This is a genomic window from Brevibacillus fortis (assembly GCF_046196545.1).
GTDB lineage: Bacteria > Bacillota > Bacilli > Brevibacillales > Brevibacillaceae > Brevibacillus > Brevibacillus fortis_A.
Genome location: NZ_CP176370.1, coordinates 582,600 through 607,500, shown reverse-complemented (window position 1 = coordinate 607,500; position 24,901 = coordinate 582,600). Strand labels below are relative to the sequence as shown.

General features: G+C 49.5%; 30 protein-coding genes (1 of these 30 running past the window's edge). 6 read left to right on the top strand and 24 right to left on the bottom strand.

Annotated features, from left to right (window positions below; all coding sequences use genetic code 11):
• Both groL and groES read right to left on the bottom strand, forming a co-directional pair.
• A protein-coding gene (gene groL / locus ACKKE8_RS03415) for a chaperonin GroEL (protein WP_017246591.1) crosses the window boundary here: on the bottom strand, positions 1-614 show its beginning. The gene continues 1,018 nt to the left of window position 1, outside the view; only the first 614 of its 1,632 coding nucleotides appear in the window; it begins with the start codon at positions 612-614; the stop codon falls past the left edge of the window.
• A 55-nt stretch (positions 615-669) separates the two neighbouring features.
• Entirely contained in the window at positions 670-954 is a 285-nt protein-coding gene (gene groES, locus ACKKE8_RS03410) for a co-chaperone GroES (RefSeq protein ID WP_007721023.1), read from the bottom strand.
• A gap of 265 nt (positions 955-1,219) precedes the next feature.
• On the opposite strand from groES, the gene ACKKE8_RS03405 reads away from it, so the two are divergent.
• Positions 1,220-2,539, top strand: a complete 1,320-nt coding sequence (locus tag ACKKE8_RS03405) for a CAP-associated domain-containing protein (protein ID WP_409176934.1) — start codon at positions 1,220-1,222, stop codon at positions 2,537-2,539.
• 67 nt (positions 2,540-2,606) lie between these two features.
• Here ACKKE8_RS03405 and ACKKE8_RS03400 read toward each other — a convergent pair whose 3' ends face one another.
• The 6 genes from ACKKE8_RS03400 to ACKKE8_RS03375 form a co-directional block, all read right to left on the bottom strand.
• On the bottom strand, positions 2,607-3,026 hold the full coding sequence (locus ACKKE8_RS03400; protein WP_409176933.1) for a hypothetical protein: 420 nt from the start codon (positions 3,024-3,026) through the stop codon (positions 2,607-2,609).
• A gap of 103 nt (positions 3,027-3,129) precedes the next feature.
• Positions 3,130-3,906: a twin-arginine translocase subunit TatC gene (tatC, locus tag ACKKE8_RS03395; protein ID WP_409176932.1), complete on the bottom strand. Its 777-nt coding sequence runs from the start codon at positions 3,904-3,906 to the stop codon at positions 3,130-3,132.
• 21 nt (positions 3,907-3,927) lie between these two features.
• Complete coding sequence (gene tatA / locus ACKKE8_RS03390; RefSeq protein ID WP_069852148.1) at positions 3,928-4,293, bottom strand: twin-arginine translocase TatA/TatE family subunit; 366 nt, start codon at positions 4,291-4,293, stop codon at positions 3,928-3,930.
• 61 nt (positions 4,294-4,354) lie between these two features.
• Positions 4,355-5,356 carry a molybdopterin-binding protein gene (locus ACKKE8_RS03385; RefSeq protein ID WP_409176931.1) on the bottom strand — a complete coding sequence of 334 codons (1,002 nt, stop codon included), beginning with the start codon at positions 5,354-5,356 and terminating at the stop codon, positions 4,355-4,357.
• Entirely contained in the window at positions 5,350-5,865 is a 516-nt protein-coding gene (locus ACKKE8_RS03380) for a molybdenum cofactor biosynthesis protein B (protein WP_409176930.1), read from the bottom strand. Before ACKKE8_RS03380 ends, ACKKE8_RS03385 begins: the two co-directional genes overlap by 7 nt.
• A 131-nt stretch (positions 5,866-5,996) precedes the next feature.
• On the bottom strand, positions 5,997-6,575 hold the full coding sequence (locus ACKKE8_RS03375) for a 5-formyltetrahydrofolate cyclo-ligase (protein ID WP_409176929.1): 579 nt from the start codon (positions 6,573-6,575) through the stop codon (positions 5,997-5,999).
• Positions 6,576-6,682: 107 nt separating this feature from the next.
• On the opposite strand from ACKKE8_RS03375, the gene ACKKE8_RS03370 reads away from it, so the two are divergent.
• Positions 6,683-8,617, top strand: coding sequence for an ABC-F family ATP-binding cassette domain-containing protein (locus ACKKE8_RS03370; protein ID WP_409176928.1), 1,935 nt, complete (start codon positions 6,683-6,685; stop codon positions 8,615-8,617).
• Positions 8,618-8,624: 7 nt separating this feature from the next.
• Here ACKKE8_RS03370 and ACKKE8_RS03365 read toward each other — a convergent pair whose 3' ends face one another.
• Positions 8,625-10,862: a hypothetical protein gene (locus ACKKE8_RS03365; protein ID WP_409176927.1), complete on the bottom strand. Its 2,238-nt coding sequence runs from the start codon at positions 10,860-10,862 to the stop codon at positions 8,625-8,627.
• A 244-nt stretch (positions 10,863-11,106) separates the two neighbouring features.
• Between ACKKE8_RS03365 and ACKKE8_RS03360 the strand changes: the two genes are divergently transcribed.
• On the top strand, positions 11,107-11,688 hold the full coding sequence (locus ACKKE8_RS03360) for a sigma-70 family RNA polymerase sigma factor (protein WP_409176926.1): 582 nt from the start codon (positions 11,107-11,109) through the stop codon (positions 11,686-11,688).
• Positions 11,660-12,160, top strand: coding sequence for a DUF3600 domain-containing protein (locus ACKKE8_RS03355; protein ID WP_409176925.1), 501 nt, complete (start codon positions 11,660-11,662; stop codon positions 12,158-12,160). The genes ACKKE8_RS03360 and ACKKE8_RS03355 overlap by 29 nt, the downstream gene beginning before the upstream one ends.
• Positions 12,161-12,217: 57 nt before the next feature.
• On the opposite strand, the gene tsaD is transcribed toward ACKKE8_RS03355, so the two are convergent.
• The 6 genes from tsaD to ACKKE8_RS03325 all read right to left on the bottom strand — a co-directional run bounded on the left by tsaD (position 12,218) and on the right by ACKKE8_RS03325 (position 16,515).
• Complete coding sequence (gene tsaD, locus ACKKE8_RS03350; protein ID WP_409176924.1) at positions 12,218-13,300, bottom strand: tRNA (adenosine(37)-N6)-threonylcarbamoyltransferase complex transferase subunit TsaD; 1,083 nt, start codon at positions 13,298-13,300, stop codon at positions 12,218-12,220.
• Positions 13,300-13,755, bottom strand: a complete 456-nt coding sequence (rimI, locus tag ACKKE8_RS03345) for a ribosomal protein S18-alanine N-acetyltransferase (protein WP_409176923.1) — start codon at positions 13,753-13,755, stop codon at positions 13,300-13,302. Before rimI ends, tsaD begins: the two co-directional genes overlap by 1 nt.
• 4 nt (positions 13,756-13,759) lie before the next feature.
• Positions 13,760-14,482 carry a tRNA (adenosine(37)-N6)-threonylcarbamoyltransferase complex dimerization subunit type 1 TsaB gene (gene tsaB, locus ACKKE8_RS03340; RefSeq protein ID WP_409176922.1) on the bottom strand — a complete coding sequence of 241 codons (723 nt, stop codon included), beginning with the start codon at positions 14,480-14,482 and terminating at the stop codon, positions 13,760-13,762.
• Positions 14,463-14,933: a tRNA (adenosine(37)-N6)-threonylcarbamoyltransferase complex ATPase subunit type 1 TsaE gene (gene tsaE / locus ACKKE8_RS03335; protein WP_409176921.1), complete on the bottom strand. Its 471-nt coding sequence runs from the start codon at positions 14,931-14,933 to the stop codon at positions 14,463-14,465. The genes tsaB and tsaE overlap by 20 nt, the downstream gene beginning before the upstream one ends.
• Before the next feature lie 5 nt (positions 14,934-14,938).
• Positions 14,939-15,955: a thiamine-phosphate kinase gene (gene thiL / locus ACKKE8_RS03330; protein ID WP_409176920.1), complete on the bottom strand. Its 1,017-nt coding sequence runs from the start codon at positions 15,953-15,955 to the stop codon at positions 14,939-14,941.
• A 98-nt stretch (positions 15,956-16,053) separates the two neighbouring features.
• Complete coding sequence (locus ACKKE8_RS03325; RefSeq protein ID WP_409176919.1) at positions 16,054-16,515, bottom strand: SprT family protein; 462 nt, start codon at positions 16,513-16,515, stop codon at positions 16,054-16,056.
• A gap of 192 nt (positions 16,516-16,707) precedes the next feature.
• On the opposite strand from ACKKE8_RS03325, the gene ACKKE8_RS03320 reads away from it, so the two are divergent.
• Entirely contained in the window at positions 16,708-17,046 is a 339-nt protein-coding gene (locus ACKKE8_RS03320) for a hydrolase/acyltransferase (protein WP_409176918.1), read from the top strand.
• Between the two features lie 76 nt (positions 17,047-17,122).
• A complete protein-coding gene (gene cmpA / locus ACKKE8_RS03315; RefSeq protein ID WP_012684250.1) occupies positions 17,123-17,245 on the top strand; it encodes a cortex morphogenetic protein CmpA in 123 nt (40 codons plus the stop codon).
• 72 nt (positions 17,246-17,317) lie between these two features.
• Here cmpA and ACKKE8_RS03310 read toward each other — a convergent pair whose 3' ends face one another.
• The 9 genes from ACKKE8_RS03310 to alr all read right to left on the bottom strand — a co-directional run bounded on the left by ACKKE8_RS03310 (position 17,318) and on the right by alr (position 24,900).
• On the bottom strand, positions 17,318-19,480 hold the full coding sequence (locus ACKKE8_RS03310) for a Tex family protein (RefSeq protein WP_409176917.1): 2,163 nt from the start codon (positions 19,478-19,480) through the stop codon (positions 17,318-17,320).
• 97 nt (positions 19,481-19,577) lie between these two features.
• On the bottom strand, positions 19,578-20,366 hold the full coding sequence (gene sigB, locus ACKKE8_RS03305) for an RNA polymerase sigma factor SigB (RefSeq protein WP_007721066.1): 789 nt from the start codon (positions 20,364-20,366) through the stop codon (positions 19,578-19,580).
• Complete coding sequence (rsbW, locus tag ACKKE8_RS03300) at positions 20,335-20,829, bottom strand: anti-sigma B factor RsbW (RefSeq protein WP_409176916.1); 495 nt, start codon at positions 20,827-20,829, stop codon at positions 20,335-20,337. The genes sigB and rsbW overlap by 32 nt, the downstream gene beginning before the upstream one ends.
• On the bottom strand, positions 20,829-21,155 hold the full coding sequence (locus ACKKE8_RS03295; protein WP_409176915.1) for an anti-sigma factor antagonist: 327 nt from the start codon (positions 21,153-21,155) through the stop codon (positions 20,829-20,831). The genes rsbW and ACKKE8_RS03295 overlap by 1 nt, the downstream gene beginning before the upstream one ends.
• Positions 21,156-21,179: 24 nt before the next feature.
• Positions 21,180-22,181, bottom strand: coding sequence for a PP2C family protein-serine/threonine phosphatase (locus tag ACKKE8_RS03290; RefSeq protein WP_409176914.1), 1,002 nt, complete (start codon positions 22,179-22,181; stop codon positions 21,180-21,182).
• 5 nt (positions 22,182-22,186) lie between these two features.
• Positions 22,187-22,615 (bottom strand): anti-sigma regulatory factor, encoded by a 429-nt coding sequence (locus ACKKE8_RS03285; RefSeq protein ID WP_007721070.1) that lies wholly within the window; start codon positions 22,613-22,615, stop codon positions 22,187-22,189.
• Positions 22,616-22,815: 200 nt separating this feature from the next.
• Positions 22,816-23,166, bottom strand: a complete 351-nt coding sequence (locus tag ACKKE8_RS03280; RefSeq protein ID WP_005830205.1) for a type II toxin-antitoxin system PemK/MazF family toxin — start codon at positions 23,164-23,166, stop codon at positions 22,816-22,818.
• Between the two features lie 3 nt (positions 23,167-23,169).
• Entirely contained in the window at positions 23,170-23,469 is a 300-nt protein-coding gene (locus ACKKE8_RS03275; protein WP_007721089.1) for a CopG family ribbon-helix-helix protein, read from the bottom strand.
• A 228-nt stretch (positions 23,470-23,697) separates the two neighbouring features.
• The gene (alr, locus tag ACKKE8_RS03270) at positions 23,698-24,900 is read right to left on the bottom strand and encodes an alanine racemase (protein ID WP_409176913.1); all 1,203 of its coding nucleotides are present in this window, start codon (positions 24,898-24,900) and stop codon (positions 23,698-23,700) included.
• Position 24,901: the final 1 nt, after the last annotated feature.

Sequence of the window (24,901 nt, the reverse complement as noted above, 5' to 3'; positions counted from 1 at the left end):
TCAGTGATCATGTAAGGGGAAGCGTAGCCACGGTCAAATTGCATACCTTCTACTACTTCCAGCTCTGTTACGAATCCTTTGGATTCTTCAACAGTGATAACGCCATCTTTGCCCACTTTTTCCATTGCTTCAGCGATCAAGTTACCTACTTCTGGATCGTCAGCGGAAATAGCAGCTACTTGCGCGATAGAGGATTTGTTCTCAACCGGCTTCGCGATGGATTTGATTTCTTCAACAGCTGCACGAACTGCTTTTTCCATACCACGACGGATAACCATTGGGTTAGCGCCAGCAGTTACGTTTTTCAGACCTTCACGGATCATAGCTGCAGCAAGTACAGTTGCAGTTGTTGTACCGTCACCAGCGATGTCGTTGGTTTTGGTAGCAACTTCTTTAACCAGTTGCGCACCCATGTTTTCGTAAGCGTCTTCCAGCTCGATTTCTTTCGCGATAGTAACACCGTCGTTCGTAATCAACGGAGAACCGAATTTTTTCTCAAGAACCACGTTGCGGCCTTTTGGACCGAGGGTTACTTTAACCGCATTTGCCAAAGTTTCAACACCGCGGAGCATGGAGCGGCGAGCGTCTTCAGAGAATTTGACTTGTTTTGCCATCTAAACTCAACCTCCTGTTATGTGTTTATTCGTTCGACTTCCTATGTTAAGAGCCTTAACCGATGATCGCGAGGATATCGGATTCGCGCAGCACGAGGTATTCCTTGTTGTCTACCTTTACTTCAGTACCAGCGTATTTGGAGAAGATTACTTTATCGCCTTCTTTTACTTCCAAAGCGATGCGCTCGCCGTTGTCAGCAACACGGCCAGAACCTACTGCGATTACGCGGCCTTCTTGCGGTTTTTCCTTTGCAGAATCAGGCAAAACGATACCGCTTGCAGTCGTTTCGTCTTTGGAGATAGCTTCGATTACCACACGGTCACCCAATGGCTTAAGCACTAAAAACACCCTCCTCAAAAAATGTAGGTAAACAGTATTTCTGTTGTTAGCACTCGACTGTTATGAGTGCTAACACCCAATTCCTATAATAATGAATCACTATGTACTTTGCAAGTAGTTTCCCTCACTTTTTTCCATTTGCAACTGCTTGACTACTCTTCCTCCTATCAAATTGCATTCTCTAGCAAAAGGGTTCTAGTATTCGGACACGCTCATATAAATGAAACATAGAATCAGGCAAGCTCGCCAAGGAGGGAATTGTTCCATGCACAAATGGCTCTGGATTGGCTTAATTGCCCTGGGAGTCTTGGGAATCAGCCGTCTCTTCACTTCGGATACTACTTCCTTTATACGGGTCAACCTTAACCCAGCCTCCATCTATTGGGATGGCCGTGAAATCGTCGCAAGCGAAAAACCCGGGTACTACACAGAGGAAGGAAAGGAAATACCAGCTTCCTTAGAATATGAAGGGACGATTTATGTACCTCTGTCTATGATCAGCCGCCACTTGAACAAGCCTATCGGTTGGGATGAAACTTCTCAAACCGCTTGGGTCGGTCAACCTCCTGTATCCTCTGTCGGACAGCCCGAAAAACGGACCACACCAGATGCAATCCCTGCCTCTCTGCCGCTTCCCCAAAAGCCTGCAACGAACAAACCACCTGCAGCACCCATTCGAGAGGAGAAGCCTAACACGATTTTTGACGTAGGTCTCGGCATGTCTTCTGGGGAAGTACACAAGCTATTAGGTGAGCCTGCTCGCAAAGAGCCAAGCAGTCTCGGCTATCAATGGTGGGTGTACAATCGTGAGCCTGCCCGTTACATTCAAGTCGGCATCGCAAATGACAAAGTCGTCGATGTGTACTCGCTCGCTCCTACAGCAAAGCTCGGAAACATCGGGGTCGGCACCAGCCAGCAATCACTCGAGCGTCAGTTGGATGTACAAAACATTGTTTCTTTCTCTTTTCAGGGGGCACAAATCCAAATTACCAATCAAAAGCAGCAACGTCCTCTCGTCATGAAAGACGGCACCCCCTTCATTTATTACCTGGACAAGCAAAATGGCAATAAGGTCACCGCCGTACGTATGATGGATACGCAAATGCTATTGCGCGGCAGTTTTTACGAAACGAAATGGACCTATCAAGGTCAGGCACCCAATTTTGATCCCCCGCCGCTTCGTGTTGGTGAACGAGAACAAGTCAATGCTGCATCTGAGCGTCAAATCCTCGATCTGGTCAATGTCTCCCGCTACCGATACAAGCTTCCGCCCCTTCAATGGAACGAAAAGGCTGCCGATGTGGCACGAAAACACAGCATGGACATGGAGGGCAACAATTTCTTCGATCACATCTCTGCGACTACCGGGAGTAATCCATTTGACCGTATGAAAAGTGCCTCTCTCTCTTACAGCATGGCCGGTGAAAATATTGCAGCAGGCTACACAGATGCCATCGAAGCCCATGAAGGCTGGATGAACAGTCCAGGCCATCGCAAAAACGTACTCGAAAAAGGCTTCACCCAGTTAGGAGTGGGCGTATATACAGACTACTTCACTCAAACCTTCCTCACTCCCTTGAAATAATCGAAAAGCCCGGTTTCGTCGCTTTTTATGGACGACCGGGCTTGTTTTTGCTAGGAGAAACGCCACTTTACGGCAATTTCACTTGCTCCCTCAGATGGTCAACTTTTTCGGTAAACTCCACAACGACCGTCTCATATTCCTTCGTGTGCAGAATCAGCCACGGCCGACGCTCCCCTTTTTTGGGCATGATGACAAACATCTCTGCAATCATCGCATCGAGATTAGCGGATTTTAGCTTTATTGACTTTGGGGGGACTAGCGGAATTTTTACGATCATGGCAGAATCCAACGATGGATTAAACTCCAAGACCCGCCCGCTCACACTCTGCAAAATCTGCTGGGCTTCCTCCTGAAAGCCAGCTGTATTTTCAAAGCTAGCCACAACACGCTGCTTGTCCGTATCAAACAGTTCGATAGGCTCTCCCAGCCCGGTGGCATTAGCAGTACTCCCCGAAAAGAGTAACGCCAAACAGACGATCAGCCACATATTCAGCACCTCCCGGATCATAACGTCCGTAGTATTTCCCAATTTCTGCTGAAATACAAAAAAGTCCTCTGCCAAAAGGGACAGAAGACTTTTCTCATGCTCATTATTGAACGGGTTCGTTTGTTTCCAGACTGCCGTATTCTTGTTCCCACGCTTCTTGTTCTTTCAATTGCTTGCGATAAACAACACGGGATAGCCAAATGCTCAACTCGTACAAAAGCAGCAAAGGGATGATCACGAGAATATCGCTGACAATCTCGGGAGGCGTCAAGGTAATCCCGATGACAGCCAGTGCAAAGTAAGCGTAGCGGCGTGCCTTTGCCAGCCTCATTGGATTAAGGATGCGCAGCCTCGTCAGGAACATGACGATAATCGGCAACTGGAACAGTATCCCGAACGGAATGACCATATTAAACATGAAGCCAAAGTATTGCGCGATTCCGTAGTTCGGGTCTGCACCCATCGACGCTGTAATACTGGTCATAAACTGCATGACCATCGGGAAAACGACGTAGTAGCCAAACAAGATACCAACGATAAACAGAAAACAAGCCGCCGGGATGAAGTAAAGTGTCCCGCGCTTTTCCTGTACTTCCATCCCTGGCGAAACAAAACGCCAAACGTGATAAAGTGCTACAGGCAGTGTGATGACAGCGCCCACCAGGAAGGCAACCTGCATGTAAACACGAAGTGCGTCTGACGGATGCAACGAGACAATGGGCACGCCATCCGCAATCGGTTCTTGCTTTAAATAATCCACGAGTGGACCGGCGAGGAAAAAACCGACGATCAATGCGACAATAAACACGGCCAGCACCCATATGATGCGCTTGCGCAGTTCCGTCAGGTGTTCTACCACTGTCATTTCCTGATCCTTCATGGTAACCACCAACCTTACCTGTTACGCGTTCTTCTGCTCTTTTTCCATTTGCAGGCGCTCTAGCTCCAGCTTTTCGCGGATTTCTTTTTCCAAGCGCTCGCGTTCCATTTTTTCACGAACTTCGCGTTCAATTCGCTCCCGCTCCGCTGCTTCCTTCTCAGCGACAACAGGCGTTGTTTTGGCAGACGCTTCTTTGGAGGCTAGCTCCTTGCGCTTTTTCTCCTCATCGTCGTCTTCATCGTCGCTTGTCAGACTACGCGTAGCATTTTTGAATTCTTTCAAAGTATGACCTACCGCACGCCCCAATTCTGGAAGCTTTTTCGGACCGAAAAGCACCAAGGCTAAAACTAAAATTAAGATTAATCCAGGAATCCCGATTGAGCTCATACGTGTTCACTCCTTTTTCTTGTGAAGTCGTTTGCTTTTCGTTATTTGCCAGTCTAACCAGCTAGCACTTTCGTAAACCACCATATCCGAGTCTTGTCATATCGGATGCCACAATTCGTTCCCCTGCCAAAATGCGCGGCAAAAATACATCAAAGGAAGTAAAGGTTTCATGCATGACCGCTCCCGGCAGTCCGAGAATCGGCACATCGCCTTTGTAAGCAACCATCAGCATGGAACCCGGCAACATCGGCGTACCGTAGCGCACTACTTCCGCTCCTACTCCTGCAATCGCACCCGGCGTGCGGTCATCCGGATCGACAGACATGCCCCCCGTGACCAAGATCAGATCGACCCCTTCATCGAGGAACGAATGAATCTGTTGTTCGATCGCTTCCTTGTCATCTGGCGCAAAACGCTGGTCTACGACAGTAGAGCCGAGAGCTTCTACCTTGTTTCGAATGACAGGACCGAATTTGTCTGCGATCCTGCCAGAGAAAACTTCTCCTCCTGTTGTAACAAGCCCCACTCTTTTATCCTGAAACGTTTTTACTTGTACAATCGGTTCGTCAAACTGTTTGGCCAGTTGCTCCAGCTCGATGATTCGAGACTCTTCCATAATTAACGGGATGATTCTCGTAGCCGCCAATGTATGTCCCGGATGCACCACCTGATCGCCGTAAATCGTGGAGAACGCAATTCCTTCGAGCTTGTTCAACGCATGGACAGCTTCCTCATTGATTTTGGCTAAACCTGTTCTCGCGGCCTTCATCGACACCTTGCCCTCATAAGGAGGCGTCAAGGTCAAACCTGGTCCGGAAACAGCCTTCGCGATACGAATGCCCGCTTCTTCCTCATGGATGTAGCCTTCTGGCATCTCCAGCACGTAAATATGCTCTTTGCCAATGGACAACAGCGGCTCAATATCCGCCTCGGTGACAACATGTCCTTTTTTAAACAAGCGTCCTTTGAATTCTCCAGGCAAAATTTGTGTCATATCGTGAGGAAGCATCATGCCGATCGCTTCACGCACTGGCACTTCCCGCATTTGAGGTTTTTCTACCAATGCAATCCTCCCCAATCTTCGTTTGCTTCTCCCGTTCCTTGCAAAATGTGCAAAGCGTCGGACAGCATATCGCCAATCGCATTGAAACAGATTTCTACACCTCTCGGATTACCAGGGAGGTTGATAATCAACGAATTACCCCTAGTTCCCGCAACTGCACGGGTCAGCATCGCCCGTCGGGATTGCTTCAAACCAGCACGGCGCATTTCTTCGGCCAAGCCTGGGACTGGTCTGTCAATAACCCACGCTGTCACTTCTGGCGTAACGTCACGCGGGCTAAGTCCTGTGCCCCCCGTAACAATCAACAGATCGCATTTTTCCCGGTCTACGAGCTCAATCATATGTTCTTGCAAATCTTCCATATCATCACTAACGGCACGGTATACAGCGACATCTACTTGAAGCCATTCCCTTGTCAGATGACGAATAATTGGCATACGATCGTCGACACGATCTCCTCTGGCAATCGAATCACTTGCAGAAATAACGCCTACCTTCCATTTGCTCACGATACATTCCTCCGGTTTCTCATTCGATAGTATTGTACACTTTTCCGCCAAAAACGTCTCGCCGTTTTTCTTTGGCGGATAGCACCATTCGCGACAGTAGAAGGCATGAAAAAGCTGCTGACACAAAACATTCAAAAATGCAGAAGACCTTTCTCAGTGACAACTGCATCTAGCAAAACATCATGAGACTCTAGAGGCACATGCTCCACAACCTGAATAGAGAAGCCGACTCCAACCAAGAACGGGAGCTTTTTCAGCGTTGCCAGAAAGCGGTCATAATAACCACCGCCATACCCCATACGTCCGCCCTTGCTGTCAAAAGCAACGCCGGGAACAATGATCGCATCCAAGTGTGATACGTCCGCTTCCTCTGCCAGAGCAGGATCTGGCTCCCAAATCCCGTAAACTCCTTGCTTTAGCATGTGCGGTCCCGTATACCGATACGGAATGAGACGTCTATCGGCAACGTTTGTGAGCGGCAGCCATATGTCTTGGCCTCGCTTTTTTGTCTCATGTAGAAAGGGCAGAATATCCAGTTCATCGCCAAAAGGATGGAAAGCCATGATTGCTTTTGCATCAGCCAGCCTTTCATGAGACAGCAATTGATCGCATACTTCTCTGGAAAGCTGCTCCCGTTCCTTTGCAGACATGGACTTGCGTCTCTCCAAAATATGGCTTCGCAGCTGTTTTTTATTCGTTTTTTGGTCCATGACAACCTCTTCCCTCTTTCGTAACGTGCTTGGGACATTCCCACGAGGCTTGTCCCATGCGCTCTCTCTAGGCTACACTGGCATTAGTATATAAAGAGGTGAATCCGATGATTTTGCTACAAGCTGAACATATAGAAAAAACGTATGGTATCGAAACCATTCTACAAGACATCTCCCTGCAAATTCAAACTGGGGAACGGGTTGGTCTGGTTGGCGTAAACGGTGCAGGCAAATCGACTCTGATGAAGATCCTCGCCGGCGAGCTAAGCTACGACAAAGGAATTATCCGCATTCCAAAGGATGTTACACTCGGGTATTTGGCACAAAACAGCGGACTAGAATCGGAACGATCGATTTGGGATGAGTTGCTCTCCGTATTTTCCCATCTACAAAAAGAAGAGCTGGAGCTTCGTGAGCTCGAGGCCAAAATGGGCGATCCGGCTATTCTCGCAGATGAGAAGCGTTACCAGCAGCTGTTGGAAAATTACTCTCACCGCTCGGAGGCCTTTAAAGAAAAGGGCGGCTACAGCTACGAAGGTGCGATTCGTGGGGTTTTGCACGGCCTGCGCTTTGCGGACTTCGATTACACGACACCGATCCGCACATTGAGCGGCGGACAAAAGACTCGTCTGGCACTAGCCAAGCTGCTGCTCCAATCTCCCACCATTCTCCTGCTCGATGAGCCGACGAACTACCTGGACATCGAGACACTGACCTGGCTGGAGACATATTTGCAAAACTATCAGGGCGCCATTCTCGTAGTTTCCCATGACCGTTACTTCCTGGACAAGCTCGTGACCGTTGTCTATGAAATCGAACGGACACGCGCTACCCGCTATGTCGGTAACTACAGCCGCTTCCTCGATGAAAAGGCGGCTCGGCTCGAACAAGATTTGAAGCGGTTCGAAAAGCAGCAGGAAGAGATCGCCAAGCTGGAGGATTTCATCGCACGAAACATCGCTCGCGCTACCACGACCAAACGAGCGCAGAGCCGACGCAAGACGTTGGAAAAGATAGACCGCTTGGACAAGCCGATCATGAACAACAAATCTGTCCACTTCTCCTTTGATGTGGCGAAAATGAGCGGCACCATTGTGATGAAAGCAAACAACGTCGCGGTTGGTTACCCGGATGCTGTCCTTTCTCAGGGCCTTACGTTTGAAATCGAGCGCGAGGAGCGTGTGGCATTGGTCGGCCCCAATGGTATCGGGAAATCGACACTGTTAAAAACGATTGTGGAACAGTTGCCTAAGCTACGCGGCGATATTCATTTCGGAAGCAATGTAACAATCGGGTACTACGATCAGGAGCATCGTAACCTGAACGAACGGAATACAGTGCTCGGCGAGATTTGGGATGAATACCCGAACATGCTGGAAAAGGACGTCCGTACCTTGCTCGGCAACTTTTTGTTTAGCGGTGATGATGTACAAAAGAAGATCAGCGACCTGTCTGGAGGAGAGCGTGCACGCGTCTCCTTAGCAAAGCTCATGCTGAAGCAAGCAAACTTCCTGATCTTTGACGAGCCGACGAACCACTTGGATATTTTCAGCAAGGAAGTACTGGAGAATGCCCTCTATGATTATCCGGGTACGATCCTGTTCGTCTCCCATGACCGTTACTTCTTAAACAAGATTGCCACCCGCGTCCTAGAGCTGACAGGTGATGGGGTGACCAGCTATCTGGGTAACTATGATTACTTCGTGGAGAAAAAGCAGGAACTGGAAGAGCTCGCAGCCGAACAAGCAGCGCAGCCCGCAAAAAAACAAGGCGGTACCGTGGCGGCACAGCCTGAGAAATCCTCTTATGAGCTGGATAAGGAAGCGAAACGTCGCGAACGTCAACGCCAGCGCCGTCTGGAAGAAATCGAGGTCACGATCCAAAAACGAGAGGCCGACATTATTAAATGGGAAGAAGAGCTGTGTCTCCCGGAAATTTATAGCGATCATGTGCAGGCAAAAGAACGCAACAATCAAATCCATGCTGCCAAAGAAGAACTGGAGCAGTTGTATGACGAGTGGAGCGCGCTATCAGAAGAGTAGTCCCGTTTCAAGTAGAACAGCGCTCCTGCGCAGGCTCCTCCAAGGCGGCACAGAGAGCAGGAACCACCAGAAATGAAATACAGGTGGCTGCTGTGACGATGCCCGAGTCATTGAGGATCAGCCCAGCCAGAGCACCGACAATGACGCCAGCAAAGCCTTTGACCAAGTAAGGCGTGTCCTTCGCCAAATGGTGCAAAAAACGTTCGTTTTTCAAGGTGAGAACGCCTAGTGCAATCAAGGAGACGACAAATGCTTTGCTCCAAATGGAAACGCGAATCAAGCGGAGATTCATCGCCAGCTTGCGTTCGATCATCTGCCCTACCTCGGACCATTCACCATGTACAATCTGCTGAGAAAGCCGTCCGACATGAGTCAAAGGCTGATCTGACATGAGGCTGATCGCCATCAAACTGCATACACCCATAACCAGGCCGCCTGCCAACAGCAGGAGGCCTTTTTTGCCGATTCGCCATCCCTCAAGCCGTGACAATGCCACGGAAAATCCAATCAACCCCGCAAGAAAACCGCCTGCGTCCGTTCCCAGGTTTGGTACCACCATGTAGTAAAGCACGACACTGTATATGGCTGCGGAGACAGCAGGCAACCATTTATTTTCCCTGCTTAGCTCTTTTTGTCCCCCAAGCGTTCTCTCGTACAGCGAAGCCACAAGCATGATCGTGCTGCCGATCAGAACCCCTTCGTATTCATTTCCTAGCCCGTAAAACCTCGCTCCGATTACCGGATCATACCCGAGATACGATTGCCGCATCAAATGAGCGCCAGTCCATCCGTCCACCAGCAGAATGGCTGTCGTCACTCCGCTAACCGTCATCACGATTCGCGGGAGAGCATGGGCTTCCTGCCAAAAAGCCGCGATCAAGGCAGTCATGATGAGTCCCCCTAAGACAACCGCACCTGAAACCTGCCAGTCGAGCAGGCTCTCTAGCAAAAGCAATACGGGAAACCACCATAAAGCCAGCAACGCGAGACGTATTCCTCTACGAAGCCGCAAAAGTCCTGCCCCTTCTCTCTTCCGTCCAAACCACCAGAGAGCGACCGCACACCCTACAATGACAATCTGCAGCATGACGTAGGTATAGAGCACTGCTGGCCGTGTCGCATACGTATGATGAATCTCACCTACCTGATTTTGAAGGGCAGTGAGACCATTCCCTTTTTCGATACGTATGACATGACCAGCCAACCCTTTTGGTACGGGTACGTCCAGCCAAGACAGTATTGTTGGTACCATATCTAGTCCACTGACTAATCCCGACTGCCTCGTGGTAGCTGATGTCAAAACTCCACTCGCTTTCTCTCCCCAAATGAACACCGGAGATAAGAGAGCCTTTTCTTTTGTCGCCACATGATTGACGGCTGGCGATGCCAATACAATGCGTTGGTGTGGTTTACGTTCCACAAGGAGCTGGTCAAGGAAAAGGGACAAGTCGCGCAAAACCCGTTGATACTGCCAGGTAAACTGACCAGGGTCCATATCCGCACTCAACTGGTATAACCGGGATAAATCCGAGAGTTGAGCAATGATCAAGCCTGCTTGACGCTCACTGTGGATTTTCTCAAGCAGGTAGGTGTAGTTTGTCTTGATCCCGTACGGATAGCCACGCAGGAGCTCCACGCTTTTTGTAGAAATGTCCCCTGTCGGAACCTTTCCTTGCTGATCCATCGCAAACAGAACGGCATGTCTCTGTCGGATATCCTCATAGTCACCGTTTCCATACAAAGCGACCTGAATGTTGTTTGCAGCAAGCACGGTCCCAAGGAGCCCGATTTGCGCAGAATACGGTTTCTCCTGATTATCTGCCCAGAGCCGGAAAATACCCGGAAAAATGATCGAGGAGCGCGCCACCTCCTGCGCATGATCACTGCCTAGCTCCTGCGCCCGTTCACCGGCTGTTTCCCTCGACGAGAGCGCTTCATACGGATGATAGCCTGTCCCGCTCTTATCAGAGTAAAGCGCTTGACCGCCGCTTCCCATAAGCAGGTAGCCGTTTGCGGCTGTGCGCGATCCGGGTGTTCTGATGGACAGAGCCCCTGCTCCTGCATCATCCAACCATTTATCCACAGTAGATAACTTTTTTAGCTGCTCCAGATCATGAAACGACATCCCCTCCACAAACAGCATGATGACCTGTTGTTTTTCCTTTGCTACCAATGGTTTTCCTATATTTGTAGCTAGAAACAATATCAGGAATGACAAGCAAATCAGCACAAGTTTCTTTCTCACAAGTCTCCCTCCTGTTGATAACTCGACTTTTTTATCCACATTTTCCACAGAACAATCCACAGAGTACATGCGGTTTTCCCGGTCATTTTCTTGTGTTATCACCAGTATTCACAGGAGTACATGTGAACAATCCAGAAAGTTATCCTATGATGTGGATAAATCATAGATAGATGGACGGAAACATCTGAACCTTTTTGCCTCTGTTAGCGAATATAGGGGTGTAATACGTTCTGGAGGGGCCCCCATGAATGATAAAGAGTTACTCCCTTGGCTGGAAAAGATGCTGACGGGAGACGAAGCAGCTTTTCGCGTCGTTTATCAAGCCACGCATACCGATGTTCATCGTACGATCGCTTTTCTTGTCTACAACAAGCAAGACATCGAAGACATCGTGAATGAGACCTATATTCGTATGTGGCGTTCTTTTCACACTTATGATCAGAGTCGGCCGTTTCGATTTTGGCTTCACGGGATCACCGTTCGTCAGGTGCAGGACTGGAAAAGGAAGGCTTGGCGAAGAATACGGCTCTTTGAACGAAACCGCCTCATGTATGATGAGCAATTTGATTGGACAGATTCCGAAGTGATCAAATCAGAGACACAGCTCGAATTGCTCGGGGTGGTTCGGACACTTTCGTACAAGTTACGAGTAGTGGTCATTCTGCGCTATTTTCACGATTATGCTCTGGATGAAATCGCCGAGTTGCTGCAAATCCCGCTGGGTACCGTGAAATCCAGGCATCATCTGGCACTAAAGGCACTACGCAAGCATTGCGAATCAACAGGAGGAGACTCTTATGTCCATAGACAAACAACTACGCGATGAGCTTCTTCAACATGCTGAATCGTTGAAAACTCCACCTGAGATCGAGAGTCGTGTATACCTCTCCTATCAATATGACTTCTTGCAAAAGAAAGGGAGATTATCAATGAAAAAACGTTTGGTAAGTGGAATTATAGCAGTGGCTATCCTGCTCCCAACGGCGGCTCTGGCTACTCCTTATTTGGCTGATCAATTCTTCGGGTCATCGAAAACAATCATCGAGCGTGGTGGCACACAGGAGGATTACGAGGAAATCGAGAAATTCTTTCAGGAAGCAAAAAGTAAGCTGACGGAAGAAGAGTTCGCGGAATTTTCGGCGATCATGAAGGAGCTCATGGATATGAAAATAAGGATTACGGATGAAAACGGGGTCATGCACGAGGACCAGCTGACTGCTGAGGAACGGAAGCAGTTTGAAGAGATACTCCCCCAAAAAGCCGCACCCTTTTTCGAAAAGGTGCGTGGCGACAAGTAAGAAAAAAAGAAAGGGACTATCCGATTTGGATAGTCCCTTCTTGCATTTTTACATCTATTATTGCTCAGAAAGTGACAAGCTCGGTACGCCGTTCAAATCAAGCCCCTCAAACTGTCCTTTTTCATACTTGATAAAGCCTGCCGCCGCAATCATCGCTGCGTTGTCTGTGCATAGCGAGAACGGTGGAATCACCAACGGAATACCTTCTGCCTCGCACCTTGCTTGCAATCGCTCACGCAATCCGCGATTTGCGGCAACGCCGCCTGCCAGCAATACCTGCTTCGCTCCATGAGAACGAGCTGCCCGAATCGTCTTTTCTACGAGCACCTCTGTTACAGAGTCTTGGAAGCTCGCAGCCAGATTCGCCGGTTCGATCGTCTCTCCTCGCTGAGCTGCATTGTGCAAGGTATTGAGCACCGCTGACTTCAAGCCGCTAAAGCTGAAATCGTAGGAGTCTGGCTCCAGCCATGAACGAGGGAGCGGTACATTTGCCTCCCCTTCATGTGCGAGGCGATCAATATGAGGTCCTCCTGGATACGGCATATTCAGCGCTCGTGCTACCTTGTCATAGGCTTCCCCTGCTGCGTCATCTCGCGTTTCTCCCAAAATCTCGAACTGACCGTGCTCCTTCATCCAGACAAGCTCCGTATGTCCACCCGATACGACAAGTGCGATTAGCGGAAACTCCATTTCTTGCACCAGACGATTTGCGTAAATATGACCCGCGATATGATGGACTCCAATTAACGGGATGCCTCTGGCCATGGAAATAGCTTTTGCTGCTGCCACGCCAACTAACAGGGCTCCGACAAGCCCAGGCCCGTACGTCACCGCAATTGCCTGGATGTCATCCAACGTTTTTCCAGCCTCAGTCAGTGCCTCTTCGATGGTAAGCGTAATATTCTCTACATGTCTGCGAGAAGCCACCTCCGGCACGACTCCGCCAAACCTTTTATGGATATCGGCTTGGGAAGCGATGACGTTCGACAGCACCTCTCGGCCATCACGGATGATAGCAGCCGATGTCTCGTCGCAGCTTGTTTCAATTCCTAAAATATAAGTAGGAGCACCTGATTCCCTATGTGCTTCGTATTTTTGCTGTATGCGCTTCTCGTAGCGCGACGTATACGTCTTGTTCATTACAATGTCACCCACATAATGATTGCGTCCTCATTGTTATCCGAATAATATCCCTTGCGCCGCCCATGCTCTTTAAAACCGAGCTTGATATACATGTTCCGCGCTACTGTGTTCGAAGGTCGAACTTCCAGCGTCATGCTGTGGGCACCATGCACCTTGGCAACACCCATCATTTTGATCATCAGCGCCAATCCAACCTTTTTTCCACGATATAGTGGATGGACGGCGATATTTGTAATATGTGCCTCATCGATCACGATCCACATGCCGCAGTAAGCGATAATCCGATTTTGGTGAACGACGACTACATAGCGTGCATTTGGATTTCTCGTCAGCTCGTTGACAAATGCATCATGCGGCCATGGAGTTGTAAAAGCCAAGCGCTCCAGCTCTGCCACAGCCCCAACGTCCTGCATCGTCATATAACGATATTCCAAATCGATTGGTTGACTCATGCTTTTACTCCTTTACGGCCCCCGCCTGCTTTTGGGCAAGCCACTTCGCTTCTGCTTCTGCCAGTTGCAAATACTCTGGAACCAGTTCATGCGCATTTCCGCCGTCTTGAAGCTTGCTAAGTGCCACATAGCCGATATGGGCAGCCCGCGGGTGATTGAAAGCTGGAGAAGCAAATTGCGCCTGATTCCCGAGCTCTTGCACAATCGTCTCCCGATGCAGCCTTACATCTTCACCCAAGAACAAGATTGGCTCTCCTTGTGCTTGATCTCGCAACAATGGCAGCCATTCTCGCAACAGGATGATTTGTTCTGTGGACTGCGCTCGCACCGCCTCCATGCCATCGGAACGATAACAGCCGGTGTACACTTGACCTCTGCGCGCATCGAACAGCGGTACAATCAATCCAGAGAAGCCTGTGGCATTCATGGCGATTACCTCCAGACTGGATACACCAATGACTGGCACATTCAGTGACCAAGCCATGCTTTTCGCAGAGGCAACGCCGATTCTCACGCCCGTGTAGGAGCCCGGTCCGTTTGCCACCCCGAAGCCGCTGAGTTCCTCTGGCGCTGTTCCTGTTGCATCGAGCAGTTCACTGACGCAGTCCATCAGACGCACGGAATGGTTTTTTTGCTGGTTCGTCGTCATTTCTGCCAAGACCCGCTCTTCCTCTACCACAGCTACACTTAGCACCAGATTCGATGTATCAATCGCCAGTACGCGCATCAAAATCAAACTCCTCACACAATTTCACATAACGATTCCCTTGAGGAACCAGCTCGAGCATCCGCTGTTCCTCCCCTTCTCTACGCAGGAAGACGGTCATCCGATCTGTCGGCAGGACATCCTCGATCAAAGAGGCCCACTCTACGACACAGACACCTTCTCCAAAAAAGTAATCGTCCAGACCAAGAGAGTCTGGATCATCGCCTACCCGGTAGACATCCATATGATAAAGCGGCAAGCGCCCCTGATATTCTTTTATGATCGTAAAGGTCGGACTGTTCACTACTTGTCGGACTCCTAGTCCTTTGGCCAACCCCTGGGTAAAAGTTGTCTTGCCCGCTCCCAGATCTCCCTCCATCGCGAGGAAGTCACCTGGCTCAAGCAGGTCTGCCAGTTGCTCGGCAAAGCGCTGCGTCTCCTGCGCTCCCGTGAGCCTCCATGTATAGCTCATCTCTTTCATCCACTCCTAAAATGGTTGAAACCCGCTTTGGGCAACGGGAGCTGTTGATCATCGCGCTGAAGCATCAATTCTGGCTCATGCGTTTTTTCTACCACCTCACCGATGACAGTAAACGGTACACCACTAGCGGCAAATTGCTTGCTTACGGCTTCGTAGTGACTTTTCGCAAGCGTTCCGACCAATTGATAATCTTCACCGCCATAAAAAGCCCATTCCAGCGGATCTTTCTCTACGTGCCGTGCATACTCCCGAACTTCGTCATGGATCGGTACTGTTGCAGCATCGACCAAAATCGATACGCCGCTCGCCTCGGCAATCTCCCACAGCTCTGATGCAAGTCCATCACTGACATCATTCAGCGCACTGCATGCCCCTGATTCCAGGAGCAGTCTTCCCGCCTTTATTTGGGCAACAGGACGCTGATGAGCATCCATCAATGTCTCCCAAGGTAAAGAGACGCCTCTTTCAGCAGTCTCGCCTTGCAGGAGAAGATGTAGTCCTGCTGCAGAAGTTCCGACATGCCCTGTAACAAAAACAAGCTGCCCAGGCTCTGCTTGTGAGCGACGAATGGCACGCCCTTTTTCCACCTCGCCCAGTACGGTTACACTCAAGTGTAGGGCATCAGGCGCAGAAACGGTATCGCCACCAATGACACGAACTCCATATGCCTGACAGGCCTCGTAAATACCTTCATAGATTTGCTGGCATTCGTCAGGCATCCATTGCGGACTTACCGCGATACTGACAAGCGCATACCGGGCAACCCCGCCCATCGCTGCAACATCGCTCACATTGCTGATAACAGCCTTATATCCGATATCACTAGGATTCATCGTTTTCTTCAAAAAATGAACCGTCTCCACCATCGCATCGCAGCAGGCCACGACTTCCATTTCTGGCGCTGGGGAGAAGACAGCGGCATCATCCCCTATCCCGACAGTCAAACCGTTCCCTTCCTGCCCCGCAGAACGACTCGTCCATTGCCGGATCAGGGAAAATTCGTCGTGTGCCACTTCAAACGCTCCTTTTCCTTCGCGGAAAACATTTTTCGTCTGTTCATTATACCCCTGCTGTCAAAAGACGCGCAAGAAAGCCAGTCGCCTCTGACTCTTTACGTCACAAGCTCGCGCAACAGCAGCTTTCCTTTGCAGCGTCCGCAACGATAGCGGCTCGGGTTCATCTTTCGTTTGCGTTTGTAGCTCATACCACATGCCTTGCAAACCAGCTCGTAGCGATAAGGCAGGGTCGTCCGACCGTTTCCTACCTGTTGGCAGTATCGGCTTCCCCCCACTTGACGCAGAAGCAGTTGAAAATCCCGATCAGCGTGACGATACCCGCGCTTTTCTATGTGCAAATGATAATGGCAAAGTTCATGCTTGATGATCGCAATTAATTCCTCCACACCATGCTCCTGCAAATGCTTCGGATTCAATTCAATGTCATGCGAGCGTAGCAAATACCTTCCGCCAGTTGTGCGCAATCTGCTGTTAAAGCGGGCCTGATGGCGAAAGGGCTTGGCAAAAAATTCGCTGGATATTTGCTCTACCAGCATTTGCAGTTCCGAATCGGTCATCTCATCTCCTCCGCTTCCTTCCTTTCACCATAGCAGTTCCAGTTGAAAAGTGCCAGACAGATAGGCTACACTGATTGCAAATAAACGGTTGTGACCGTTTATTTGCTGACCGCATGCGGTCATATCCTGTTTAATGAAAAACGTCGAGACGTTTTTCACAAATAAACGGTAGACAGAATGGTGGAGGAGCTCATGCGCTATTTGTTGTTGCAGTCCCGTGACGGACTACAGTTTGTCTCGTTGCCCGAAACGCATATGTACCAATTAATCGCTCTATTGAAACGACTTTACAAGGAAATTGACAAATTGACGATCACAGAGCGCCCGGAATTGCCTACGGTTCTGGCAGACTGTGCGGATGTGGAACGGTTAGAGAGCGAGCTTTCGATCGTGGATGGTTTGGAGTACGTCAGTGGTCTGGAGCGCCGCTTTGCTGCCTTACAAGAGACCGAGTATCCACTCATCTCTTTATTGACAGAGATCCGTGCTCTGCAAGCCCAATTGGAGTATTTGCACGAAGAAGAAGAGTAAATGAAAATTCTAGGCACCTCCTGCTCGTCTCGGCGCATACATTGCCTATAGACGAATATCTCCAGGAGGTACTTTCATGCCACAATGGATGCGCAGGCAGTTGCAACGTGCCTTTAATGGGAAGGACGTTCGCCAAATACGTGTGCTCAACAGTTGCTGGTTCTTATATTTAGAAAAAAATGGCGGCCGTCCTGACTGACAGGAGGCCGCCTTTTAGTTCATGTTCAAGAAGTTGTCTTTTCAGCACCGAGAAAGTAGCGAAGCGAGAACCTTATCCTTCCGTTGGCGCGATCATGGTCATCCCTACACGCTGACGTTTCTCGTCAATTTCTACTACCCATACATCAACGATATCGCCAACGGTCACCACTTCAAGTGGATGTTTGACAAAGCCCTTCTTCAAGCGGGAAATGTGCACGAGACCGTCGTTTTTCAGACCGATATCCACAAACGCTCCGAAGTCGACCACGTTGCGCACAGTGCCTTGCAGCTTCATGCCCACACTCAGATCAGACAGCTGGAGGACATCACTTCGCAAGAGTGGTTTTGGCAGCTCGTCACGCGGGTCGCGACCAGGACGCAAGAGGCTGTCCACAATGTCTTGCAGTGTTGGCTCGCCAATCCCGAGCTTTGCAGCGGTCTCTTTTACATCCAAAGACTGCACGCGTTCTTTGCAGTTGTCACTGCCAATCTCCTGAGCGCTAATGCCCAGCATCGATAATAGCTGGTGGGTCGCATCGTACGATTCCGGGTGAATCGGCGTTTTGTCTAGTGGATTCGCTCCGTCCATCACGCGGAGAAACCCGATGCACTGCTCGTACGTTTTAGCACCCAAGCGCGGAACCGCCTTCAGCTGGGAGCGCTCCGTAAACTTCCCGATCTCGTCCCGTTTTTTCACGATATTCCCCGCCACTTGACGGCTGATCCCTGATACATACTGCAATAGAGAAGGAGAAGCCGTATTCACATCTACTCCAACATGGTTTACGGCAGACTCAACCACAAACTGCAGACTGTCTGCCAACCTCGATTGGGAAACATCGTGCTGGTACTGACCAACCCCGACGGACTTCGGATCGATTTTGACCAACTCAGCGAGCGGGTCCTGCAAGCGACGCGCGATCGAAGCTGCACTTCGCTCTGCTACATCCAAGTCCGGGAATTCTTCCTTGGCCAGGGTAGAAGCAGAATACACGGATGCACCTGCCTCGTTTACGATGATGTACATTACCTCTCGCTTCAGCTCTTTCAGTAGCGTGGCAATGAACTGTTCTGTCTCGCGCGAAGCAGTACCGTTCCCAATCGCCACAACCGTAACCCCATAGGTTTCGATCATCTGCTTCACTTTCACTGTAGCTTCAGCGACTTTATTGGCCGGAGGGGTCGGATAAACGACGGCAACCTCAAGCAGCTTGCCGGTCTCGTCTACAACGGCGAGCTTACAGCCTGTCCGAAACGCCGGATCGACCCCAAGTACGACTTTGCCTTTGACAGGCGGTTGAAGCAGCAAATTGCGCAGGTTTTCTGCAAAGATGTGAATGGCACGTTCCTCGGCTGCCTCTGTCAGCTCGGCGCGCACCTCTCGTTCAATAGAAGGGGCAATCAGACGCTTATACGCGTCCTCGACTGTCAAAGTCAGCAGATTGCGGGCTACTGTATCACGAGGAATAGTGCGTTTTTGCATCCAAGCCACAATCTCTGCGGCAGGCGCTTCAATGGAAACCTTCAAAATGCCTTCGTTTTCTCCCCGATTGATGGCCAGTACACGATGTGGAACGACCTTTTTCAGAGGCTCACTATATGCGTAATACATTTGGTATACATTTTTCTCGTCTGCTTCTTCGGCTTTCTGCTCCGTCAGAAGCAATCCTTTTTGCACGGAGCGTTGACGAACCCACTGGCGAATTTCTGGGTCATCAGACAGAAGTTCCGCCACAATGTCCATTGCTCCTTGCAGAGCTTGCTCAGTCGTCTCTACGCCTTTTTCCGGGTTGATATATGGTTTTGCTTCTTCTTCCGGATTCCCGGTTTTCGGTAAACTCATGAGGTAGTTGGCAAGTGGCTCGAGTCCCTTCTCCTTGGCCATGGTTGCACGCGTACGGCGTTTTTGGCGGTAAGGGCGGTACAGGTCCTCTACCTCTTGCAGCTTTGTGGCACGCTCAATAGCTGTGCGCAGCTCGTCCGTCAGCTTGCCTTGCTCATCGATGAGCCGAACGACTTCTTCCTTCCGCACTGACAGGTTGCGTAAATAGCGAACGCGTTCCTCAATCGCTCGAATTTGTGTTTCATCTAGCTGCCCCGTCATTTCTTTGCGGTAGCGGGCAATAAAAGGAACCGTGTTTCCTTCATCCAGGAGGGCAACCGTGCGCTCCACCTGGTGAGGTTTGACACCCGTATCTTGGGCGATTGTCTGGATCATCAACGTAAGCTCCATACCTGTCCTCCTGCGCTCATTCTTCGTCGTTTATTGTACCACATTTGCTAACAAGGACTGGAAAAAGGGAAGAAAAAAGAGGAGCCACTTGGCCCCTCTACGTCGCGGTTTCCAGCTGTTCCACTTTCAATGCTTCTCTCAGCTTGCCCAACGCCCTGCGCTGAAGGCGGGAAATATGCATCTGCGACATCCCCATGATGTCCCCCGCTTGCTTCTGACTCAAATTTTGATAAAAAGTTAATTGAATGATTTCTTTTTCACGGTGATCCAAAATTTGCAGGGCCCGCTCCAGCATCAGATTCTGCTCGACTGCTCCGTATCCTTCTTCCGTCGTCCCCACTAGGTCGAGTAAAGAAATGGTATTGCCGTCCAAATCCGCTTCCAGCTCGCTGTCCATGGAGAGAGAATGATAGCTGCGCCCCATCTCCAAGGTTTCCAGAATCGCTTCCTCTGTAACGCCGAGGCTGTTGGCAATGTCCGCAATTTGGGGAGAACGCTGCAGCTTGATCGTGAGCTCGTCTACCACCCGTTTGATCTTCGGGCTCAGTTCCTTTACTCTGCGCGGAACATAGACACTCCAAGTCTTGTCCCGAATATAGCGCTTAATCTCCCCCACGATAGTCGGGATCGCAAAGCTCTCAAATGTCCGCTCAAAACTAGGGTCGAACCGACGAAAGGAAGCAAGCAGGCCAATTAATCCGACTTGCACGAGGTCTTCATACATGACTTGTCCGCGAACAAACTTCTTCGCTAACGATTCCACAAGAGGAGTATAGGCCCTCACCAGTTGTTCCTGTATCGCAGGATCTTTTGTTTCACCATACAGGTGGATGAGCTCCTTCAACTCCTCTGGACTATATTTCTGCTTCCGAGATTGTCCAGTCATTGCCAGCCACCCCATCCTGCCGAACATACTTGGTCATAGAGACTACTACCCCTGATTCAGAGCGAGTCTCCACCTCATCCATAAGCGTGTGAATGAGATAGAGCCCGAGCCCGCCCTCATCCAAATCCTCTAGGCTTTTCCCTGCATAAATCGGCGTCAGTTGCTCAGCAATGAGCTCATTTGAAAATCCTACGCCCTGATCGCTTACCTCGATCACCAACCGATCTTCATAAACGTGGCATTGGATATGAATGGAGCCTGGATTCTCTGTTTCCTTGTATGCATGTCTTACTACATTCGTGCATGCTTCTCCGACGGCAAGCTTGATATCCTCAATCTCATCATAAGAAAAGCCCATACGGTTGGCTATACCGGATACAGTCAGACGCGCTACTCCCAAATACTCCGCCTTGCTTGGCAAAGTCAATTGAATCACGTCTGCCTGAGGTCGATTTGGACCCATTACTCGCTCTCTCCTTTGCGGATGGCAATATGATCGTATAAGCCAGTGATGCGAAATAGCCTTTCCACACGCGGAGACAATTTGTGCACCTCAAATGTACGATTTCGTTGGATGCACTCTTTCATAATCCCGATGAAAATTCCGATTCCGGTACTGTCCATGTATTCTACTGCTTCCAAATCAACCGTAATGTGATTGATATCCGGCTTGGTAACGAGTGATAGGAGTGTTTCCTTTACTTTCGGTGCTGTAAAAGCATCAATATCTCCACCAAGGACCACTCGATGCTCAGTTTCAAGGCTCGTTGTCTTAATTAGCAGGTCCATCTGCGTCTACCCCCCGTACGTTGCTTAGGTTCTTCGAAGTACAATCATGGTGTAATCATCCAGCAGGTCAAACTGGGAGAGCAGAAGCAGTCTATTGTACAGGCCGTTTGCCATCTTTTGGGCAGATTCGCCCACCTCTTTTTGCAAATGGTGTACAAGCTCTTCCCTTTGCAAATAGTATCGGTTATTTTTGCATTCTGTTACACCATCCGTCAGAAGAATCAGAACATCATTTATCTCTAAACGAATCTCCTGAACCTCGTATTCACTGTTTGGGGATAAACCGAGTGCATTCCCTCGCCCTTCGAGATCGTAAAACTTTCCTTCTGCCGACCTGTACAAAAATCCTGGCTCGTGTCCTGCCATCGCATAACGGAAACAGTGTTCCTTCGAGTTGTAACTGCCAAACAGCATCGTCACAAACATGCTCGGATCAATATTTCTTCCCACGATCCGGTTTAAATGGTGCAGCATTTCATCGGGACCCAGCTCCATTTGTCCAAGGCTGTCTATCGCATATTTCACCATCGACATACACATCGCAGCAGGCATTCCTTTTCCGGTAATGTCTGCAATAGCGACGCCGAAACGACCTTCGTTCTGTTCAATGAAGTCGTAATAGTCGCCCGAGATTTGTTTCGCGGCAACACTCACTACGCCAATCTCCAGATCTGGATAGACTGGAACCTCACTTGGCAAAAGTGATTGTTGCATCGCTTTCGCCACGGCTATTTCTGATTCCATCTGCTGATGCCTATTGCGCCAGCTGTTTACGGATCGGTGCTCGTTCCCATATTCAATCATGACCTCTGTCAAAATGGAGAAGGAGGAGCGCACAAACTCTGGCACTTCCCCGAGCTGCTCAAGCGCTCGCGCATGCAAATCAGTTATTTCTTCTGGCGAAATATCTTGAGAAAGCATCCATTTCCCCAACTGCTGGGCTCCGTAAAGCTGGTCCTCCCCTTGAGCACTCAGGTAATCCCGAAGAATTTTTACATACTCTTCCTGGAAGCTCCGGGTTACCATTTATCTCATTCCTCCTTTGCTTGATCGCTCCACTTCACAACAACGACACGCGTCCCTTCTCCCAGGGTACTGTGGATCTCAAATTCATCCATCATGCGCCTAACACCCGGCAATCCGGCCCCGAGGGCACCCGAAGTCGAATAACCATCATCTAACGCCTGACGAATATCAGGAATCCCTGGACCGCTGTCATTCGCTGTTATTTGCAAGCCGATCACTCCTTCGCGCTCAATCGGCGAAATGGTGATCGTCCCCGTACCCGCATACAAATAAATATTGCGAGCCAATTCAGAGATTGACGTGGCGATGCGGGACTGCGTGATCGTGCCAAAGCCAAACAACTTCGACATATTTCGCCCCACTTGCCGCGCCGTCACGATGTCTGATTCTTGTTCTATATTGATTGTCTCAGGAGAATAGTCTGCCACAACCAAAAAAACCCCTTCCGCCTCGCTTGGTAGGTAGAAATGAGTTTTTTCTCTACCTCGAAAAATAAATCATATTGTGTCACATTTTGTCTTATATTCTCTTTTCGAACAGTTCGCTGTGCACCTATAAAATCCCTGCAAATTTGACAGCAAAAAACCACTTGCTTCACTCAAGTGGCTTTTCCTATCTGATCTTTTTTCACACGTTAAAAATCAATGAGTCCTAAACTGATTTGCAAGGATTCATTAACCCGATCCATCATCTCGTCATCGAGATGCGTTATTTTATCAGTTAGACGTTGTTTGTCAATGGTTCGTATTTGTTCCAACAGAATAACGGAGTCACGATCAAATCCATAAGTTTTTGCGTCAATTTCCACATGCGTAGGCAGCTTCGCCTTTTGAATCTGCGCCGTAATGGCTGCGACGATGACCGTCGGACTAAATCGATTTCCAATGTCGTTTTGAATGACTAAAACAGGCCGTACGCCTCCTTGCTCAGAGCCAACGACCGGGGACAGGTCCGCGAAAAACACATCGCCACGTTTGACAATCACCAGTCACACCCCGCTAACTAAGCGGACAAGAGTATGGTCAGCCTCTTCTTCAGCGCCAAAAGCCTCCGATGCCATATTCAGATTGATCTTCGCCATCTCCATGTACCCTTTTTGCATGGTCTCACGGATTGTGCGTTTTTTTCGCTCTTTCAAATACAAATGCATCGCTTGACGAATAAACTCGCTGCGATTGGATTTTTCCTTTTGAATAACGCCATCCACTTCCTGAAGCAAGTGTTGTGGCAAGCTGATCATGATGCGTTTCGTGTTTGACTTCGACAAGACAAATCCACCTCCAACCATGACCGTAACTTCCATCCGCTATGCTGGTTCTAGAAAGAACAGCCAATATGAACAATACCATTATGTCGAATCCATTGCAAAAATATACCTACTGTCGCTTTTTTGGTGAGAAAACATGAGTGTAAACAATCAAAGATGCAGGTGAAGACTTCGTTTACCCAAAAAAGCCAGCTTTTTCGCTTAACTAGTATTCGTGTTCCGCGGGAAAATTCCTGCTGATTTCCCTTGCTAGTTATTTACATTTTCACGGGACGAGTGCTTCATTGTCAATGGATGAAATACGTCAGTTACTCTCTGGTCGCGCAAATAAAGGCGCGGAATTCGGTAATTCAGCATACAAGGAACCTCGTAATTGATGGTTCCCAGCAAATCGGCAATTTCATCCAAGGAGATTTCCTCGTCCCCCTGCTTGCCATACAAGACGATCTCATCATTGACCGCTGCTTCCGTCGAATTCAGGCTGACCATGAGTTGGTCCATGCAAACTCTGCCTGCAATCGGGTAGCGCGAACCATTGTACAACACCTCACCACGATTGGACAGAAGGCGAGAATAGCCATCTGCGTATCCGATCGGCAGCGTTGCAATCCACTCGTTAGGCTTTGCTGCATACGTAGCACCATAGCTGACCGTGAATGGCTCATCTGCCTTCTTCACGTGGGCAATTCTGGTCTTGAGCGCCAGGGCGGGGGCAAGAATGACATCCGCACGTTCTTTCATGTACAAAGAAGGATACAATCCGTATAAACCTATGCCTAAACGAATCGTATCATACCCCCAATCGGGAAATGCGATAGCCGCAGCCGTATTGCAGCAATGAACGGTCGGCAATGTTTTATTTGCTTCACGCAGTGCTTGCAAAAAGGATTGAAACAAGTCGTGTTGTCGTCGCACATGGGTTGTATCTGGTTCATCCGCGCAGGCAAAATGCGTAAAAATGCCTGTCCACTTAAGCTTTGAGCATTCTTCAAGGGCACTTACGACCGCAAGCAAATCTTCCTTTGTCCGAACACCCAAACGTCCCATGCCCGTATCGGTCTTTACATGAATCCCGACAGGCTTGTGATCGTTTTTCTGAAGAATGTCATTCGCTTCCGTGATCCATTCGACGCTGTAAGCGGTTAACTCCACTTCCAGCTCGCTTGCAGTGACAATGGATTCGAGAGGTGTGTATCCCAACACCAATATCGGCGCTGTGATCCCTGCCCTCCGCAAAATAAGCGCTTCATCAAGCAATGCGACTGCAAGTGAATCTGCACCGCTCGCCAACGCTTCTTTTCCAACATGGACAGCGCCATGACCATACCCGTCTGCTTTCACAACAGCCATAATACCTGTTTTTTCTGGCAAATGGCGTTTGAATGTCACGAGGTTCGCCCGGATGGCATCCAAATCAACCTCTACCCAAGTGTCACGACAAAACGATTTCATT

Excerpts from the sequence above, each read along its gene's own strand:
- ACKKE8_RS03405 (WP_409176934.1), top strand. The coding sequence starts at position 1,220 with ATGCACAAATGGCTCTGGATTGGCTTAATTGCCCTGGGAGTCTTGGGA.
- ACKKE8_RS03400 (WP_409176933.1), bottom strand. The coding sequence starts at position 3,026 with ATGTGGCTGATCGTCTGTTTGGCGTTACTCTTTTCGGGGAGTACTGCT.
- tatC (WP_409176932.1), bottom strand. The coding sequence starts at position 3,906 with ATGAAGGATCAGGAAATGACAGTGGTAGAACACCTGACGGAACTGCGC.
- tatA (WP_069852148.1), bottom strand. The coding sequence starts at position 4,293 with ATGAGCTCAATCGGGATTCCTGGATTAATCTTAATTTTAGTTTTAGCC.
- ACKKE8_RS03375 (WP_409176929.1), bottom strand. The coding sequence starts at position 6,575 with ATGGACCAAAAAACGAATAAAAAACAGCTGCGAAGCCATATTTTGGAG.
- ACKKE8_RS03370 (WP_409176928.1), top strand. The coding sequence starts at position 6,683 with ATGATTTTGCTACAAGCTGAACATATAGAAAAAACGTATGGTATCGAA.
- ACKKE8_RS03360 (WP_409176926.1), top strand. The coding sequence starts at position 11,107 with ATGAATGATAAAGAGTTACTCCCTTGGCTGGAAAAGATGCTGACGGGA.
- ACKKE8_RS03355 (WP_409176925.1), top strand. The coding sequence starts at position 11,660 with ATGTCCATAGACAAACAACTACGCGATGAGCTTCTTCAACATGCTGAA.
- tsaD (WP_409176924.1), bottom strand. The coding sequence starts at position 13,300 with ATGAACAAGACGTATACGTCGCGCTACGAGAAGCGCATACAGCAAAAA.
- rimI (WP_409176923.1), bottom strand. The coding sequence starts at position 13,755 with ATGAGTCAACCAATCGATTTGGAATATCGTTATATGACGATGCAGGAC.
- tsaB (WP_409176922.1), bottom strand. The coding sequence starts at position 14,482 with ATGCGCGTACTGGCGATTGATACATCGAATCTGGTGCTAAGTGTAGCT.
- tsaE (WP_409176921.1), bottom strand. The coding sequence starts at position 14,933 with ATGAGCTATACATGGAGGCTCACGGGAGCGCAGGAGACGCAGCGCTTT.
- ACKKE8_RS03325 (WP_409176919.1), bottom strand. The coding sequence starts at position 16,515 with ATGACCGATTCGGAACTGCAAATGCTGGTAGAGCAAATATCCAGCGAA.
- ACKKE8_RS03320 (WP_409176918.1), top strand. The coding sequence starts at position 16,708 with ATGCGCTATTTGTTGTTGCAGTCCCGTGACGGACTACAGTTTGTCTCG.
- cmpA (WP_012684250.1), top strand. The coding sequence starts at position 17,123 with ATGCCACAATGGATGCGCAGGCAGTTGCAACGTGCCTTTAATGGGAAG.
- ACKKE8_RS03310 (WP_409176917.1), bottom strand. The coding sequence starts at position 19,480 with ATGGAGCTTACGTTGATGATCCAGACAATCGCCCAAGATACGGGTGTC.
- sigB (WP_007721066.1), bottom strand. The coding sequence starts at position 20,366 with ATGACTGGACAATCTCGGAAGCAGAAATATAGTCCAGAGGAGTTGAAG.
- rsbW (WP_409176916.1), bottom strand. The coding sequence starts at position 20,829 with ATGGGTCCAAATCGACCTCAGGCAGACGTGATTCAATTGACTTTGCCA.
- ACKKE8_RS03295 (WP_409176915.1), bottom strand. The coding sequence starts at position 21,155 with ATGGACCTGCTAATTAAGACAACGAGCCTTGAAACTGAGCATCGAGTG.
- ACKKE8_RS03290 (WP_409176914.1), bottom strand. The coding sequence starts at position 22,181 with ATGGTAACCCGGAGCTTCCAGGAAGAGTATGTAAAAATTCTTCGGGAT.
- ACKKE8_RS03275 (WP_007721089.1), bottom strand. The coding sequence starts at position 23,469 with ATGGTTGGAGGTGGATTTGTCTTGTCGAAGTCAAACACGAAACGCATC.
- alr (WP_409176913.1), bottom strand. The coding sequence starts at position 24,900 with ATGAAATCGTTTTGTCGTGACACTTGGGTAGAGGTTGATTTGGATGCC.